Source organism: Microbulbifer agarilyticus S89 (assembly GCF_000220505.1).
Classification (GTDB): Bacteria; Pseudomonadota; Gammaproteobacteria; order Pseudomonadales; family Cellvibrionaceae; genus Microbulbifer; species Microbulbifer agarilyticus_B.
Window position 1 is genome coordinate 52,627 of the sequence record NZ_AFPJ01000008.1, and the last position, 14,032, is coordinate 66,658.

Sequence of the window (14,032 nt, forward strand, 5' to 3'; positions counted from 1 at the left end):
GAACGTAAATCAAGCGATGAAGAATTCGTTAGGCGATCCGGGCGTAGGCGCCGCGATGAAATAGCAGCGGCTCGCGATCTTGGGTGTGCATGGCGTCTACCCGGCCCACCATAATCAGGTGATCACCACCTTCGTGGCGCGCAGTCAGCGTGCATTGCAGTCGCGCGCAGTATTCATGCAGCAACGGCACACCTTGGGCGCTCATGTGGTAATCCAGCTCGGAAAACTTGTCCACGCCGCGGCGAGCGAACAGGCTCGATAGGTTGTCTTGCTGGTCGCTCAGCACATGAATGGCAAAGTGCTCACACTGGTTGAACGCATCGAAGCAGCCGGTTTTCTTGTCGATGCACCACAATATCAGGGGCGGATCGAGGGATACGGTGTTGAAGCTGCTTACCGTCATACCCACGGCTTCACCGGATTCGCAACCGGTGGTGACGATGGTTACGCCGGTGGCAAACTGGCCGAATACCTGACGCAGGTTCAGCGGTTCAATTTTGTGGTGCCGTTCCGCGATATCGGCATTGGCCGGGGCCAACAGTTCTGCTTCAGTCGACATAATTCGCTCCCAGTTTCAGGTCACCTTCTTCCCAGCGCAGTACGCCGAAGGTGGTGTATTTTTCTTTCTGAGACTGCATAAACTGCCAGGCACAAACGAAGGTGTAATCTTCGTCGATCTGTGTTTCCCGCGACCACAACTTGAACGCTTCACCGTAGACGTGGCGCACGGAGTAGAGGTAGCGTCCATAAGACATACCGTTACCGTACATGTCTGGGCCGTGATACTGGTGGTGGTTGCCGTTGCGCGTGCGCATGGTTTTCCAGCTGGCATTGACTACGCCGCTAATTTCGATCGTCTGCTCGGAGTGCAGAAGATTGAGGGGGTTGTGGTGAATGACAACGTCGTTGTGGCCCACCAGCTCCTGCTTATCGTTGTACACCTCAAAGCGGCCGGTAAATTTGCCCGCATGTTTTACGGGCAAGTTAAACGGACGCTTGCCGTTCACTTTTTCCTGCTCCAGGAAGGCAGTGACACGTTTCTGGGTGGTGGGGTTGGTGTCGTGATCATGGGTTACCACGTACAGCCCGTTAAATACCCCAACCAGCGTGTCGCCCTCGAACAGCTGCGAGGAGTAAACCTGCATGCCAAGTTCTGGAACCACGTGGTTCATGGTGCGCAGGTTGACGTTCCAGCCCGGGGAAAAATAATTGGAATCGACCAGAAGCCCGTAGGGGCGGCCACTGCCAAAAAAGTCCGGGCCGGTATAGATCCGGTCCATATCGGAATCGATTACCCCAAAGCGAAACGGTGAGCCGATTTCAAACCGATCGTTCAGCGGACCGGTTGCATCGAACTTAGTGTTCATCCAATAGGTGGTACGGCCATTTTCGTGCTCACTGGCTCGGCTTACCTTGTTGTAACCCACATGGGTGCCGTCCGCTTCAAACAGCGAGGGTAGGCCGTGCCATTCACCTTCAATCGCTTGCTGCCAGTTACTGGGCTTCTTTTCGTTACTCATAGTCGGTTACCGGTTGTGTGCGCCTTTACTAGCCATTTGGGGCTCGTTTTGGCGGATATTCATGCCATCCTAATCTACGGGTGTGTGCCCGCCTTGGCAAAAATCAATTCTGCATGATTGGTGGCGCCTGTTCACTGAATTCGGTGACTTGCTGGCAGGCGTCCCCGGCCAGTGCAAAACCCATCAGCTCCCCGTTGGGGCTGGTAAAGCGGGCTGCGACGCCCCGGTTGTCCGCGCGTGTGTAATGCCAGTCGCCCTGTGTCCCACGCGGTGGGGGTGAGGTAATCACCGGGCAGAGTGTGGTTTTGACGTTGATCGGCATGCTGTCGTAGAAAACCGGCGTTGGCGTGCCGGCCAGGGTTCGCGCCAGCGCCTGCGCGGAAGCGAGGAGCGGTGCCACATAGCAGAGGTTGTGGCCATCTACCTCGGCGCAGTCACCCAGCGCGTAGACATCCTCGATTTGCGTGGCCAGCAAGCGGTCTGTCAGTACGCCGCGGTTGCAGGGAATACCGCACTGTTTCGCCAGTTCAACCCTGGGACGCACGCCAATCGCGCTGATCACCCGATCAACTTGAATTTGGGTGCCATTCTCAAGCTCCGCCTGTACACCGGAACCGCGATAATTGAGTGACTTGACCGTGGTGCCAAGGTGGAGGTTGACTCCCGCCTGACTCAGTGTTGACTGTACCAGTGAACTGGCATTGGGCGGCAGCAAATTACCGAGCACTTGCGATTGCGGCTCCACCACATGCACTCCGAAGCCGGACTGAACGAGATCGTTCGCGTATTCGCAGCCAATCAGGCCTCCGCCGATCACCAGCACTGATCTTGCACCGCTGGCCGCGGTATAAAAGCGCTGAAAATCTTGCAGGTCATTGATATGGAATGCGCAACCGGCGGCGTTGCCTGCTACCTGGGCATGAATTGGCTCTGAGCCCAGTGCCAGCACGAGTTTGTCGTAGGTCAGGTGAGACTGCTGTCGCCCGGTGTCTATTGTTACCGTGTGGGCATCGGTGTCGATCGCGCTTACCTTCGAGAAGGTCAGGATGTTGGCCTGAAGCGTCTCTGCCATTTCACGGGCAGCGGAGCTGACCAGCTGCTCCGGTGAGCGACGTTTTTGGAATGCGGTACTTAACTGCGGTTTTGAATAGCTGTTTCCATCGTCCGCAGTAATCATAATGAGTGGCGTACTGGCGTCATGCTTGCGCAGTTCTTTCGCCAGTTGATAGCCCGCGAGTCCGGTGCCAATAACGATGATGGGTTTGCGTGCGTAATCGATGTTGGCGAAAGCCGCCAATTCTGCGTTGGACTCGGCGGCTTCTCGAGCTTCCGGGCTATCGTTCTGGGTTGCGGTACTGGAAGGCTGCACGTGGACTTCAATCATTTCAAAGTCGCACTTGCCTACACCACACTCCGGACACAGCCAGTCATCGGGGATATCTTCCCAGCGGGTTTTTGGTGCTATGCCATCCTCGGGTGCGCCCTTTAATTCGTCGTAAACCCAGCCACATACCAGGCATTCCCAAATCCGATACCCCTGCATTCAGTGCTCCAAAATCACTTTTATTTTGATGGTCTGCCGCAGTGAAAAACTGTGGCAACTCTATGCAGGATAAAAAGGCGATGAAGTTTTAGGGATGATATTTATCAACCGGTGCACGAATTATTCGTACTACCGGCGATGTCGCTGAATCAGGCGAGGTGTTTCCAGATGGATGCGCTGAAGGGTTGTTCGTGCACCGGTCCGGTCTTGCCTCTTGGGTCGAGTTCGTGACGTTGATCGCAGGTTGGCGAAAGGCGTACACCACGCGCAGTAAGCGTGCGGGTGGCAACACCTTCACGGTACAGAACGGTATGGCGAATCCGTTGGCCTGGGGCGGTCAGCATAATGAAATCGGGTTCCATATAGACCTCGCAGGCGGGGTTCAGTCTGAGCGCATTGAAGGTCAGGATGCCGACACCTCCGGAGACGCCGACATTTTCGTAGGCGCCGGGACCGAGCGGATCAAACACTAGCAGGTTGTCGCGTAGTTGGCCGGTAAAGGTTTTGGCGGTGGGCTCGCGTCCGCGGAAGTGCACATTGGTTAGTTGCAGGCGGTGCCCGTCAAAGTCGAGGTAGACCAGGTTATCAAACGGGCTTGGTCCCGGCGTGCCACTGCCGGCTGCGGTGTCGTCTTCCAGTGGGCGGCCGTCTAGATGAAACAGCTCGACCTGGTCGTGCCAGGTGCCGCGCATCATCATCAGGTTGTAGCCCACGGAGCCTATGGGAAAAGTGGGGTAGCTCGTCGTCGTGGAGTTGCTTTTTTCGGGGAATCGTTCGGCCATTCCGGATCTATCTCAGTAAAAGTTTGCTCTGCTTACGCCACGCTACTTACATCAAAAGTTGCGTTAAACGTGATAATGATATAACAATAACTCAAAATAACGGCGGCGGCCAACTCTGTCGGCCAACACTGTCACCGACGCATCAGCGTTTCTCTGACAACGAAAACAGGAGTGACTCGATGAAGACTGTGGTCATAACCGGTAGTACCCGAGGAATAGGGCGAGGGCTCGCGGAAAACTTTTTGGCAAGCGGGTGCCGCGTATTTATCAGTGCGCGCGGCCAGAGCAAGGTGGATAGCGTGGTTGCTGAGTTGCAAAGGCAGCATGGCAAGGACGCGGTAGCGGGAATCGCCTGTGATATTACTTCGGAGGCTGATCTGGCCAAGCTCTGGGATTTCGCCAATAGCAAGGGTGCTGTAGATATCTGGATTAACAATGCCGGTATGAGCATTGTGCGGAAGCCGCTGCATGAACAGTCTGCGCAAGATTTACGTGCGATTGTCGATACCAATCTGACTGGCCTGCTACTGGCCTGTAAGATTGCGCTGGCAGGGATGCTGAAGCAAGGCTACGGACAAATCTGGAATATGGAAGGTTTCGGTAGTACCGGCCAAACCAATACCGGTATGGCGGCCTACGGGGCGACCAAGCGCGCGCTCAATTACCTGACCACTTCACTGCAGAAAGAGGTCAAGGGCACCGACGTGCAGGTAAATACTTTGAGCCCTGGTATTGTGGTGACGGATTTGCTTGTAGGGGATTACGACCTCGCTTCGCCTGAGTGGCAGAAGACCCGCAAGATCCTGAACATCCTCGGGGATACAGTGGAGACGGTTACCCCGTATTTGGTGCGTGGTGTATTGAATGCACAAAAATCCGGTAGCCGGGTGGCGTGGCTAACCGGGCGCAAGGCATTCTGGCGTTTTCTCACCGCCGGCCTCAATAAGCGCGACCTCTTTGCGGAGTATGATTCGCGTCCCGCATGAAATCACAAAGCAGCCTCTGCAGTATTGCTTGCAATGTTTTCTGGAGAGGCGGGCCTTCCCTATTTTTATTCTCCTTTTCATGTTCAGCGTATGTTCAGCGCGCTGGCATTGGCGCTTCTGTCCGACTTCGGGGATTACTTCACACAATCCCTAGGTAATGAAGATTTATGTGCCATTTTTCCGGGTGTGCCTGATGGGTTATTGCCCGAAGCTCCGACTCCGCGATATAAGAAAAATTATAAAGATATAACGATATGCTGTTATGTCTTTATTTGGTGGTCTGGCTGTTGTTTCGGTGCTTTGCCGGCGTTACGCGAGGCGAATTTTCGTGGGGTGGGTGTTGTATACGAAATACACCGAGGGGCCAGAGGGTCGAGGTTGAGTTGCCAATATTCAATAAAATCTAAAAGGGAGATAGCCATGAGGCTGACCAAACTTGTCAGAGGTTTCGCGCTGATCGTCGCGATTTTTACTTATCAGGTGCCCGCGTTTGCGGATGCACAGGCCGAAGTCGATGCAGCGATGACTTCGTCACCTACCGTTAAGGTATTTCAGAAGCGCGATTGGGTCGGCGTTTCACTGTTTTTTGGCTTTGAGCCCGCGCAGCCCGTTTCTTCCAAGGGGATCATCATTTATCCCGGCGGCTTTGTTGATCCTCGTGCTTATGCCCCGTTGGCCCGTCACTTTGCGGAGCAGGGGTATCATGCCGCCGTACTGACTCTGCCATTTAACCTCGGCATACTTGGCACTCACTATGCGAATTATCCAAAACATTACTGGAAGGATGAGGTCAGCGGTTGGGTGATCGGTGGTCACTCTCTGGGTGGTGTTGTTGCCGCCGATTATGTCAATGTCAACCGCGCTTCCTGGGATCGTGTCGATTCACTTTTCCTTCTTGCTGCCTATTCCAGTGACCTGGCTTATCTCAACACTCTGGAAATTCCGGTAGTCTCCATCTGGGGCTCTGAAGATGGTCTGACCACTGCGCAGGATATCGAAGGCAGCAAGGCTCGTCTGCCGGCCAACACCAAGTATGTGCGCATCGACGGCGGTAATCATACGCAGTTCTATTACAGTGATACGCTGCAGGATGGCGATAACCCGGCGCAAATCTCCCGTGAACAGCAGCAGGCAATGGTTCAGCAAGAGCTTGGCTTACTGTTGAATTAATCACTCTATCAGCGTTTGACTCTCGCAACCATTCAGCCTTGATGCGGTGAGAATCTTCGATTTTGGGTGGCTGCTGAATTGATATTTGAGTTACAAAAAGCCCGCTGAACGCGGGCTTTTTTTGGTAATTCAACATTGCAGCAAGGGTGGTGGCTATACCGGGGCGTCACCTGCTAACTGGGATGGCTGCTCGGTATTCGCCAGGCGCTTTTCCAAGACGATGGCCCAGCACAAGACGAGTAGGGCTACGCCGGCGAAGAACACAAACGGCCCGGAAGCGCGCCAGGCATCGAACAGGTAACCACCAGCCACGCTCGCAACCAGAATACCCACCGCACCGGAGAGGGTGAAGAAGCCAATTACCGCACCTCGATGCGACTGCGGCGCCTGCTGCGCAACCAATACACCGCTGGTAATGATGCAGCCAATTTCACCCAGGCCAATCAATGCGGCACAGATAATCATGCCAGTGGTAAAGGGGTCGGTAATGAAAATGGTTGAGCCGTAGCCGATTGCGGAAATCAGCAGTGCGATGATCAGTGCGCGAATGCGCGATATCTTGTCGGCGAGTATGCCGAATACCGGTGCGGTCAGTAATGCGCAGCCCTGGGCGATGCCCACAATCATACCCGCACGCGCAAGTGCTTCGGCCCGGCTCATGCCCAGTTCCGCGGTGCCGTAGTTGGTGACCCACAGTGTGAAAAAGGTGCCGACAATCATCAGGTTGCCGCGCGCTACAAACGAGGCGCCGTAGGCCAGCGCGATGCTCGGATCACGCGCCGCACGCAAGCCGTTGCGGGTGATGCTGATCAGGCTTTCACTGTGTTCACTTGGTTCGGCCTGGCTGCTGCCAGGCTTCAGTCCAATTAACATCAGAACGCCGGTGACAAACGAGACGATGGCTACAAGGCCGTAGGTCTGAATGCCGGCTTCCTGCGCAGTCGCACCGTTGTTTTGCAGGATCGCCGGCAGTTGCAGCAGCAAAAACACACAGATCATTGCGCCCACACCATTCATTACGCCTTGCAGGCCGGTCGCACGGCCGCGGCTTTCGTTGCGTACATAGTCTGCAATGAGGGCAACGATAGTGGTGGTCACTGCGGCCAGTCCCACGGAATAGCCCAGTCGAACGGCCAGCAACTCGGTGACATTCTCTGCGTGGGGGTAAAGCGCGATGCCTGCAGACATCACCAGGAAGCCGAACCCGGTGATAGGGCGGCGGCCGAAGCGGTCGGACAGTGGGCCGAATATGGCGACCGAGATGATAATCACAATCTCCGCCCAGAAATTGAGCAATCCACTCACCATGCCGTGGCGTTCTGGCGGAATATTGAGAAACTCTGTGAGCAGGAAGGGTTGGCTCTGGGGAATGAAGGAGGCGAACATGATGGTCGCCAGACACGCGAAGTAGAAGGTGAGCACATTGGAGCGGGAGACATCACTCTCCAGATCGAGCCCTAAAAACCGGAGTTCCTGCTGGTTAGCCATGGCGGCGCCTCGTTATAACGGTTTGATCAACATTGGTACTGATGCGAACGGTGTTGTCTTGTCAGACCTGTCGATCTTATTCGGGTTTGGTTCGAAATGATATAATGATAGAGTTTTATAACAATTGGTAGTAGGTTAGTAGCAGTTTGCTAGTAGATTCTTTCCGGTAGCCTACTACGAGTCCTACCGCACGTAACTACTGAACAGATCTACTGCAAGTCGCTGATTGATTGGTAACCAGACTCCCGTCCAGTCGGGAGGAGAGCATTCGCAAAGGCAGGTCGTAAAATGAACAATAAATCCATTCGTGTCGCAGCCGCACAGTTCCATGTAGGGACTGATGTCAGTGAGAACCTAAAAACGGTATTGCGGATGCTGGATCAGGCTGCGGAAGTTCGCCCGGATTTGGTGGTGCTGCCCGAGTTCTGTAACCACCTGTCGTGGTATGACGGCCAGGAGCATTGTGCAGAGGTATCCGTCACTCTGGACGGTGACTTTTTGCAGGCGGTAGCCGCCAAGGCGCGCACTCTGAAGGTCTATGTTGTGGTTAATTGCACCGTGCGCCGGGAGGGTGGCACGGTAACCGGATCGAGCTTGATGTACTCGCCGGCGGGCGAGCTGATTGCCGACAATACCAAGCAGATCTATATCGGCCATGAAAATGATTTTCTCGAGCCCGCCAAAGAGCCGGGCCCTGTAGTTGAGACACCGCTGGGGCGTTTTGGTCTTTACTCCTGTATGGATGGTGTTATCAACGAACCACCGCGCACCTTGGCATTGCGTGGGGCGCAGGTGCTTTGCAATAGCCTGAATTCGTTTGCCAGCGATGAGGGATCTTTGCATGTCCCAGTGCGCGCGCCAGAGAATCATGTGTTTATTGTTGCAGCGAACAAAGTGGGCCCACTCGTGCCCGAAGCCATCCTGGTACCGGTGAGTGAAGCTACAGGTATTCCGCAGAAGTTCCTGCACGGCGCCGGTGAGAGTCAAATCGTAGCGCCCGATGGCACCGTCCTGGCCTGTGCATCCCTCGACAAGGAAGAGGTGATCTACGCGGACATTCAGCCCGCACAGGCGGATGACAAACGTCGCCCGGACGGAACAGATATTTTTTCCAGTCGCCGCCCAGCTTTGTACCAGTCCATTGGCGAAAACCCGAGTGCGCAAACGTACCCGGAATGGTCGGGGGCTGAGTCCGTGCAAGCTGCGGTCATCAGTCTTGCTACCGATGGGCGCGACGGCCTGCGAGAAGCGGCGGATTTGGCACGCAAAGCGATTGAAGATGGTGCCAATCTGGTGACGGTGCCGCCATTAATGGGTGCGGCTGCGATTGCGGCAGATCTTCCTGCGGCGCTGGATTTTTCTGGTGAAGTGATCGAGACGTTGCGCTTGTGTTGCAGTGAAGAAAGTTATATCTCCACCGCGTTACCAATGCGTTGCGAAGACGGGCAAGATCGCTATTGTGCCGTTGTGATTGGTGCGGGCGGTGTTGTGTTCAGCCAGGGCCAGGTGCATCGCAGTGCGCGTTTCGAATGGTCTGCGCCCGTTGATCGTTTTGACAATATTGTTTTGCCATTTGGTCGGTTGGCGGCGGTTACGTCTGATGACAGCCTGTATCCAGAGACCTTCCGCTTGTTGGCGATGGCCGGTGTCGATACAGCTGTGGTTTCGCTGGAGCCTCTCGGTGCTTGGGAATTGCGTACCGGGCTGCTGGAGCGCTCGGCAGAAAACCGGATTAATTTGCTGGCGGCTGCCATTGCTTCACCGCTGGGATCCGGGTTTGCAACAGCGTTGCAGCGAGATTTTACTGTGCTCACGCCGTGGCAAGAACGTGCCTTTGACGGTTTGTTGAGCCAGCCCGAGCTTTATCGTGTGGCAGGTCAGCAGCCAATTTTAGCGGTGACCTTGTATCCAGCGGCCGCAGAAAATAAAGAGGTTTCCCGAAATACCGATCTTGTGGTCAATCGACCCTGGAATTTGTGTGGCCCAATTACTGCACATTAATCACTTCTTTATGGCGCGGTGTCTTATTGAGAAATATCAATGTGACACCGTGCCGGCTTGCCCAAAATCTTATCCTATCAACGGCATCTTTCTTCGGAGTCACCTATGAGCGCAACGTCTTTGCCTGAGTCTCTGGCCAATAATACACGCGACCGACTAATCGAAACGCTCGGCCTTAAGGAAGTTTATGGCGCCGATAACGGCCCATATCTGACGCTGGAAAGTCACATGCCGATGGCCCAGGGCAAGGTTGGCGAGGTGCGCCTCTACGAGGGCGGTCCGCTACAAAAAGTGGTGACCTGTGCCTTGGTTGTTCCGCAGATCGGTCTCGACTCCCATATGCTGTTCGCCTTCACTCCGAGCGAGAGTGCGGTACCGCATTTCACTTTGGATTCCGTCGGTGCTGGTGAGCATTGCGCATTCCATCTGGATCTTGTGCCGCGTCTGGATCTCGGTGCAAACCTTGCCTACATGGATGAGGTTTATGCCCCGCTGACAGAAACCTGTACCGCTACCCGCAATATGGAAGGCATGAGTGCTGCGCACCTGGATATTCGCCAGCTGGCGATTATGTCTCCATGGATGCTGGTACAGCGTGCCACCAAGGAAGCGTTTGCCAAAATTGACGGTGCTGTCGATGCCTATCTGGACCACTGGTTTGCCGTGCTGGAGAAAGGCGTTAGTGAGAAGGCTCTGGAGGCGGTAGACAGCGCGGCGCTCGCTGAGCGCGACCGCCGCAATCGCGAAATTGTTTTCGATCCAGACGTAGACAAGGTTTGGAATCAGATCAGCGGATTGATTGGCGCCGAAAGTAGTGAAGCACTGCGCGGATTGCTGAAGGCTGTCGATTAATTGCCTGATCGAATAATCGAAAGCCGGGTTTTGTATTAAGAGGGCAGCGTGCGCACTTTCATTTGGGTGCGCATGTGTTGAGTGAATAAGAATAATTGGGGTAGGGAATGTCGATGAAACTGACGGGTGAAATTCTGCTGGAAGGTATGACTGAGGCAGAGCGTGCGCGTGCCGAAGTGGTCGAGTCTGTGTTGCCCGCGGTACGCGAGGCCGCACGTGAAGTCGACGCCAACGCCCAATTTCATATGCCGCACGTCAAGCAGTTCAGCGAAGCCGGATTGCTGGGGTTAATCATTCCCACCGAGTACGGCGGTCTGGGTGGCGGGTTGCGCGATATGGCTGCGGCCTGCTTTGCGCTAGGTTCTGCCTGCCCATCAACTGCGCTGGCATTCTTTTTTCACTGCAGTGCTGCTTCCCGCGGACTCCTCGCCATCGAGGCGCTGGAAGCGGGCCTGTTTAACGAAGAGGAATCTGTACAGGTTCGCAACTTTGCCGAGCAGGTATTGCACGGAATGGGGCGGGACGGATTCTGGTTCGCAAATTTCGCCAGCGAATCCGTTAAGTCGGAAAAGGCTGCTGTTACCATCAGCACCAAGGCGCGCAAGGTGGAAGGCGGCTATCTGCTGAATGGGGTCAAGTCCTTCGGTACCGGCACCGGAGTAGCGGATAAATACCTGGTGACCGCGAGTCTGGAAGGTTACGACACCGCAGAGGGCCTGTGTACATTTTTTGTGGATCGCGATGGTGAAGGCGTACGTCCGCGTGCACCCTGGGACGCAATCGGCATGCGCGGCACCAGCTCCGGCGGTATTGTTCTGGAAGATTACTTTGTGCCAGATGAAAAATCCCTTGCTATTCCCGGCGCTTTTACCCGCTGTATGCAAATGAGCCGCGGTAGTTTTGTAGGCAACCAGATGGCAGCGGTATGCGGTTATGCCGGTTCCGCGCATTCCGCGTATCAGAATGTACTGAAGCACCTGACCGAGAAAAAATTTGCCGATACCGGCAAGCCAATAGGCACTGCGCCATATCAGCAAGAGCTGATCGGCAAAATGATGGTCGATGTGCAAACCTCACTGTTGTGGCTGCGCCGCCAGTTAGAGCTTGAAACCAGTGAGCCACCGATCGCCGATAAGCATGAAGTTGTGAAGCAGTGGCGACTGTGTAAGGGCGTTGTTGCGGAGGCGGGCTTCCAGGTGGCAGCCAATGCACTCAAGGCCAGCGGCACCTCCGGAACCATGGGTGATCCGGCGCGCTATCTGCGTGAAATGACGATGGGTATTGTGCAGGCATTCCCTGCGGAACGCGGCCGCTTGATGGCGGCACAGATGGAAGTAGAAGGCGCTGAGCAGAGTCTGTTCGGTGTCGGCGAAAAGTCTTCCGCGCAGCCAGCCTGAGCGGGGCCACTATGCAGAATTACGACATGCTGATCGGCGGGGCAGAAGTTCCCTCCGCGAATGGCACCACCTTTGCGGTAACCGCGCCCGCCAGCGATGAAGTCTTGGGCTATGTGCCGCGCGCAGGGGCCAAGGACGTGGATGATGCGGTCGCGGCCGCCGCGCGCGGGTTCGATGTCTGGTTCCGCCTGCGGCCAGCCCAGCGAGAGGCCGCCCTGTTACGCGCGGCGGAACTCGTCGCCGCGGAAGGCGAGACGCGCTTTCTGGATACACTGATTGACGAAAGCGGCTCGACGATTACCAAGGCTCGCGGTGAAATTTCCTATACCGTCGACTTGTTGCGTACCGCCGCAGGTGAGGCGCGCCGCCTTTATGGTGAAACTTTCCCGAATGATGATCCGCACCGAATCTCCATGGTTTTTCGCGAGCCACTGGGGGTGGTCGGTGTGGTGTCTCCGTATAACGCACCTCTGTCGTTGCTGACAAAAATGTGTGCCTTTCCGCTGGCGGCGGGCAACAGCCTGGTTGTTAAGCCCTCGGAAGAAACCCCATTAACGGCACTCGCCTTTGGTCGCCTGCTGTGGGATGCCGGCGTGCCATCAGAAGCAGTGAATATCGTTACCGGGTTTGGTGCGGAATGTGGTTCCGAGCTGGTGAATCACCCCGGCGTACGCTGTATTGCGCTTACCGGTTCGACCAATACCGGCATTGCAGTAGGGCAGGCCGGGCTGAAACAAATGCGACGCATGCAGCTGGAACTCGGGGGCAAAAGTGCGCTGCTGGTGTTGCGAGACGCTGACCCCGCAGAGGCCGCGAAGATCGCCGCGCAGGGTATTTTTACCCATAGTGGCCAAATTTGCATGGCCAACTCGCGCATTGTGGTGGCCAAAGAAGTTTATGAGCCATTTATCGCCGCGTTAAAGGCCGAGGCAGAATCGCTGCATCTTGGCGACTTGCGTGATGAAAAAACTGTATACGGGCCGCTGATCAACGGTCGCGCGGTGGAAAAAGTACTCGAGCACGTTAAGGAAGCCATCGATGGAGGCGCGGGCTTGTTGACTGGTGGTGAGGTGCTGCAGGGGCTGGTGGTGAAGCCCACGGTACTGCTGGATCCCCCGCGTACCAGTCGTGCCTGGCGCGAGGAAAGTTTCGGTCCGGTTGCCAGCGTGGTGCAGGCCGAAGACCTGGAGCAGGCGATCGTCATTGCAAACGACTGTGACTATGGGCTCTCCGCAGCAGTGCTGACGAATAACCTGCAGTGGGGACTGCATGCCGCGCGGCGGATTGCTTCCGGTGCGGTACACATCGGCATGCACGCATTCCAGAGTAATGCACTGGCGCCTATTGGTGGTGTCGGTCTTTCAGGTGTTGGACGCAGTGGTGGCCACTACAGCACTGAGGAATTCACCGAGATGAAATGGATCAGTGCGGATGTTGGGAGTCTGCCGCGCTAATGGTGGATTTCACAGGGACAGTGCGCAGAGGCTATCTCGACCACGCGGCGGGGCAAATCCATTATCGCTATTGCGGCAGTGCGCATTTGCCGCTGTTGCTGCTGCTACATCAGACCCCCAGCTCATCGGCAATGTACGAGCGCTTGATGCCGCTACTGTCGGACACATTTTTTGTGGTTGCAGTGGATACTCCCGGGTTTGGGGAAAGTGACGGACTGGCAGGGAGTATTTCGATCGCGGCGTTTGCGAAAGCGATCTATCAGGCGGTGAGCACAACCTTTGATCGCCCCGCGCTGGTATTTGGACATCACACTGGCGCCGCTATTGCGGTGCAGTTGGCCTTTCAATATCCGGAATTTGTGCGCGCGATGGCGCTGAGTGGGCCGACGCTGTTATCCGAGGTCCAGAAGCAGGCGCTGCCGCTGGCAGCCAAGACCATTGCAGCAGACGAAGAGGGCAATCACTGGCAGGCGATGTGGCAGCGGCTGCGCGCCAAGGACCCACAGGCGGATTTGGCACTGAGTATGCGCGAAACACTTTCCGCGTTTGCGTGTGGTGAGTATTACCTGGCCTCCTACAAGGCGGTCACCGAACAGGCGTTAGCTGAGCAGCTGGCGGCCATTGATTGTCCTGCTGTGGTGTTTGCAGGTGGGCAAGATCAACTGCGTTCGGCGGTGGTGCCCACCGTGAAGCTGTTGCCACGCGGCATGGCATCGGCCTTGCCACAAGATGCCGGTACCTACGTATGCGAGCAGCAGCCTGCTGCGGTGGCGACATTACTTCGCCGATTTTTTATGGAAGTGGTCGAAGAACACTGAACGACCGATTTTACTTCCGCC

The 14,032-nt window shown here is 55.8% G+C and carries 12 protein-coding genes; 7 read left to right on the plus strand and 5 right to left on the minus strand.

Annotated elements, in window-relative coordinates:
• Nucleotides 1–28: 28 nt before the first annotated feature.
• From AS89_RS0102275 to AS89_RS0102290, 4 genes are all read right to left on the minus strand, one after another.
• Nucleotides 29–559 carry a flavin reductase family protein gene (locus tag AS89_RS0102275; protein ID WP_010130668.1) on the minus strand — a complete coding sequence of 177 codons (531 nt, stop codon included), beginning with the start codon at nt 557–559 and terminating at the stop codon, nt 29–31.
• Nucleotides 549–1,520, minus strand: coding sequence for a hypothetical protein (locus tag AS89_RS0102280; protein ID WP_010130670.1), 972 nt, complete (start codon nt 1,518–1,520; stop codon nt 549–551). The genes AS89_RS0102275 and AS89_RS0102280 overlap by 11 nt, the downstream gene beginning before the upstream one ends.
• A 103-nt stretch (nt 1,521–1,623) precedes the next feature.
• The gene (locus AS89_RS0102285; RefSeq protein WP_010130672.1) at nt 1,624–3,063 is read right to left on the minus strand and encodes an FAD-dependent oxidoreductase; all 1,440 of its coding nucleotides are present in this window, start codon (nt 3,061–3,063) and stop codon (nt 1,624–1,626) included.
• A gap of 149 nt (nt 3,064–3,212) precedes the next feature.
• Entirely contained in the window at nt 3,213–3,845 is a 633-nt protein-coding gene (locus AS89_RS0102290; RefSeq protein ID WP_010130674.1) for a hypothetical protein, read from the minus strand.
• Between the two features lie 179 nt (nt 3,846–4,024).
• Here AS89_RS0102290 and AS89_RS16705 point away from each other — a divergent pair, with 179 nt between their 5' ends.
• Together AS89_RS16705 and AS89_RS16710 are read left to right on the plus strand one after the other, a co-directional pair.
• Entirely contained in the window at nt 4,025–4,831 is an 807-nt protein-coding gene (locus tag AS89_RS16705) for an SDR family NAD(P)-dependent oxidoreductase (protein WP_033229799.1), read from the plus strand.
• A 420-nt stretch (nt 4,832–5,251) separates the two neighbouring features.
• On the plus strand, nt 5,252–6,001 hold the full coding sequence (locus AS89_RS16710) for an alpha/beta hydrolase (protein WP_010130677.1): 750 nt from the start codon (nt 5,252–5,254) through the stop codon (nt 5,999–6,001).
• Between the two features lie 153 nt (nt 6,002–6,154).
• Here AS89_RS16710 and AS89_RS0102305 read toward each other — a convergent pair whose 3' ends face one another.
• The gene (locus tag AS89_RS0102305) at nt 6,155–7,489 is read right to left on the minus strand and encodes an MFS transporter (RefSeq protein WP_010130678.1); all 1,335 of its coding nucleotides are present in this window, start codon (nt 7,487–7,489) and stop codon (nt 6,155–6,157) included.
• Between the two features lie 288 nt (nt 7,490–7,777).
• Here AS89_RS0102305 and AS89_RS0102310 point away from each other — a divergent pair, with 288 nt between their 5' ends.
• The 5 genes from AS89_RS0102310 to AS89_RS18080 all read left to right on the plus strand — a co-directional run bounded on the left by AS89_RS0102310 (nt 7,778) and on the right by AS89_RS18080 (nt 14,011).
• Nucleotides 7,778–9,490, plus strand: a complete 1,713-nt coding sequence (locus AS89_RS0102310; RefSeq protein ID WP_010130679.1) for a nitrilase-related carbon-nitrogen hydrolase — start codon at nt 7,778–7,780, stop codon at nt 9,488–9,490.
• 105 nt (nt 9,491–9,595) lie between these two features.
• A complete protein-coding gene (locus AS89_RS0102315; RefSeq protein ID WP_010130680.1) occupies nt 9,596–10,342 on the plus strand; it encodes a hypothetical protein in 747 nt (248 codons plus the stop codon).
• A 113-nt stretch (nt 10,343–10,455) separates the two neighbouring features.
• On the plus strand, nt 10,456–11,739 hold the full coding sequence (locus AS89_RS0102320) for an acyl-CoA dehydrogenase family protein (protein WP_010130681.1): 1,284 nt from the start codon (nt 10,456–10,458) through the stop codon (nt 11,737–11,739).
• An 11-nt stretch (nt 11,740–11,750) separates the two neighbouring features.
• Nucleotides 11,751–13,193: an aldehyde dehydrogenase family protein gene (locus AS89_RS0102325; protein ID WP_029249724.1), complete on the plus strand. Its 1,443-nt coding sequence runs from the start codon at nt 11,751–11,753 to the stop codon at nt 13,191–13,193.
• Nucleotides 13,193–14,011 carry an alpha/beta fold hydrolase gene (locus tag AS89_RS18080; protein ID WP_010130684.1) on the plus strand — a complete coding sequence of 273 codons (819 nt, stop codon included), beginning with the start codon at nt 13,193–13,195 and terminating at the stop codon, nt 14,009–14,011. The genes AS89_RS0102325 and AS89_RS18080 overlap by 1 nt, the downstream gene beginning before the upstream one ends.
• Nucleotides 14,012–14,032: the final 21 nt, after the last annotated feature.

Coding starts and splice junctions, on each gene's coding strand:
- AS89_RS0102320 (WP_010130681.1), top strand. CDS start 10,456: ATGAAACTGACGGGTGAAATTCTGCTGGAAGGTATGACTGAGGCAGAG.
- AS89_RS16705 (WP_033229799.1), top strand. CDS start 4,025: ATGAAGACTGTGGTCATAACCGGTAGTACCCGAGGAATAGGGCGAGGG.
- AS89_RS16710 (WP_010130677.1), top strand. CDS start 5,252: ATGAGGCTGACCAAACTTGTCAGAGGTTTCGCGCTGATCGTCGCGATT.
- AS89_RS0102325 (WP_029249724.1), top strand. CDS start 11,751: ATGCAGAATTACGACATGCTGATCGGCGGGGCAGAAGTTCCCTCCGCG.
- AS89_RS0102310 (WP_010130679.1), top strand. CDS start 7,778: ATGAACAATAAATCCATTCGTGTCGCAGCCGCACAGTTCCATGTAGGG.
- AS89_RS0102280 (WP_010130670.1), bottom strand. CDS start 1,520: ATGAGTAACGAAAAGAAGCCCAGTAACTGGCAGCAAGCGATTGAAGGT.
- AS89_RS0102275 (WP_010130668.1), bottom strand. CDS start 559: ATGTCGACTGAAGCAGAACTGTTGGCCCCGGCCAATGCCGATATCGCG.
- AS89_RS0102305 (WP_010130678.1), bottom strand. CDS start 7,489: ATGGCTAACCAGCAGGAACTCCGGTTTTTAGGGCTCGATCTGGAGAGT.
- AS89_RS0102285 (WP_010130672.1), bottom strand. CDS start 3,063: ATGCAGGGGTATCGGATTTGGGAATGCCTGGTATGTGGCTGGGTTTAC.
- AS89_RS0102315 (WP_010130680.1), top strand. CDS start 9,596: ATGAGCGCAACGTCTTTGCCTGAGTCTCTGGCCAATAATACACGCGAC.
- AS89_RS18080 (WP_010130684.1), top strand. CDS start 13,193: ATGGTGGATTTCACAGGGACAGTGCGCAGAGGCTATCTCGACCACGCG.
- AS89_RS0102290 (WP_010130674.1), bottom strand. CDS start 3,845: ATGGCCGAACGATTCCCCGAAAAAAGCAACTCCACGACGACGAGCTAC.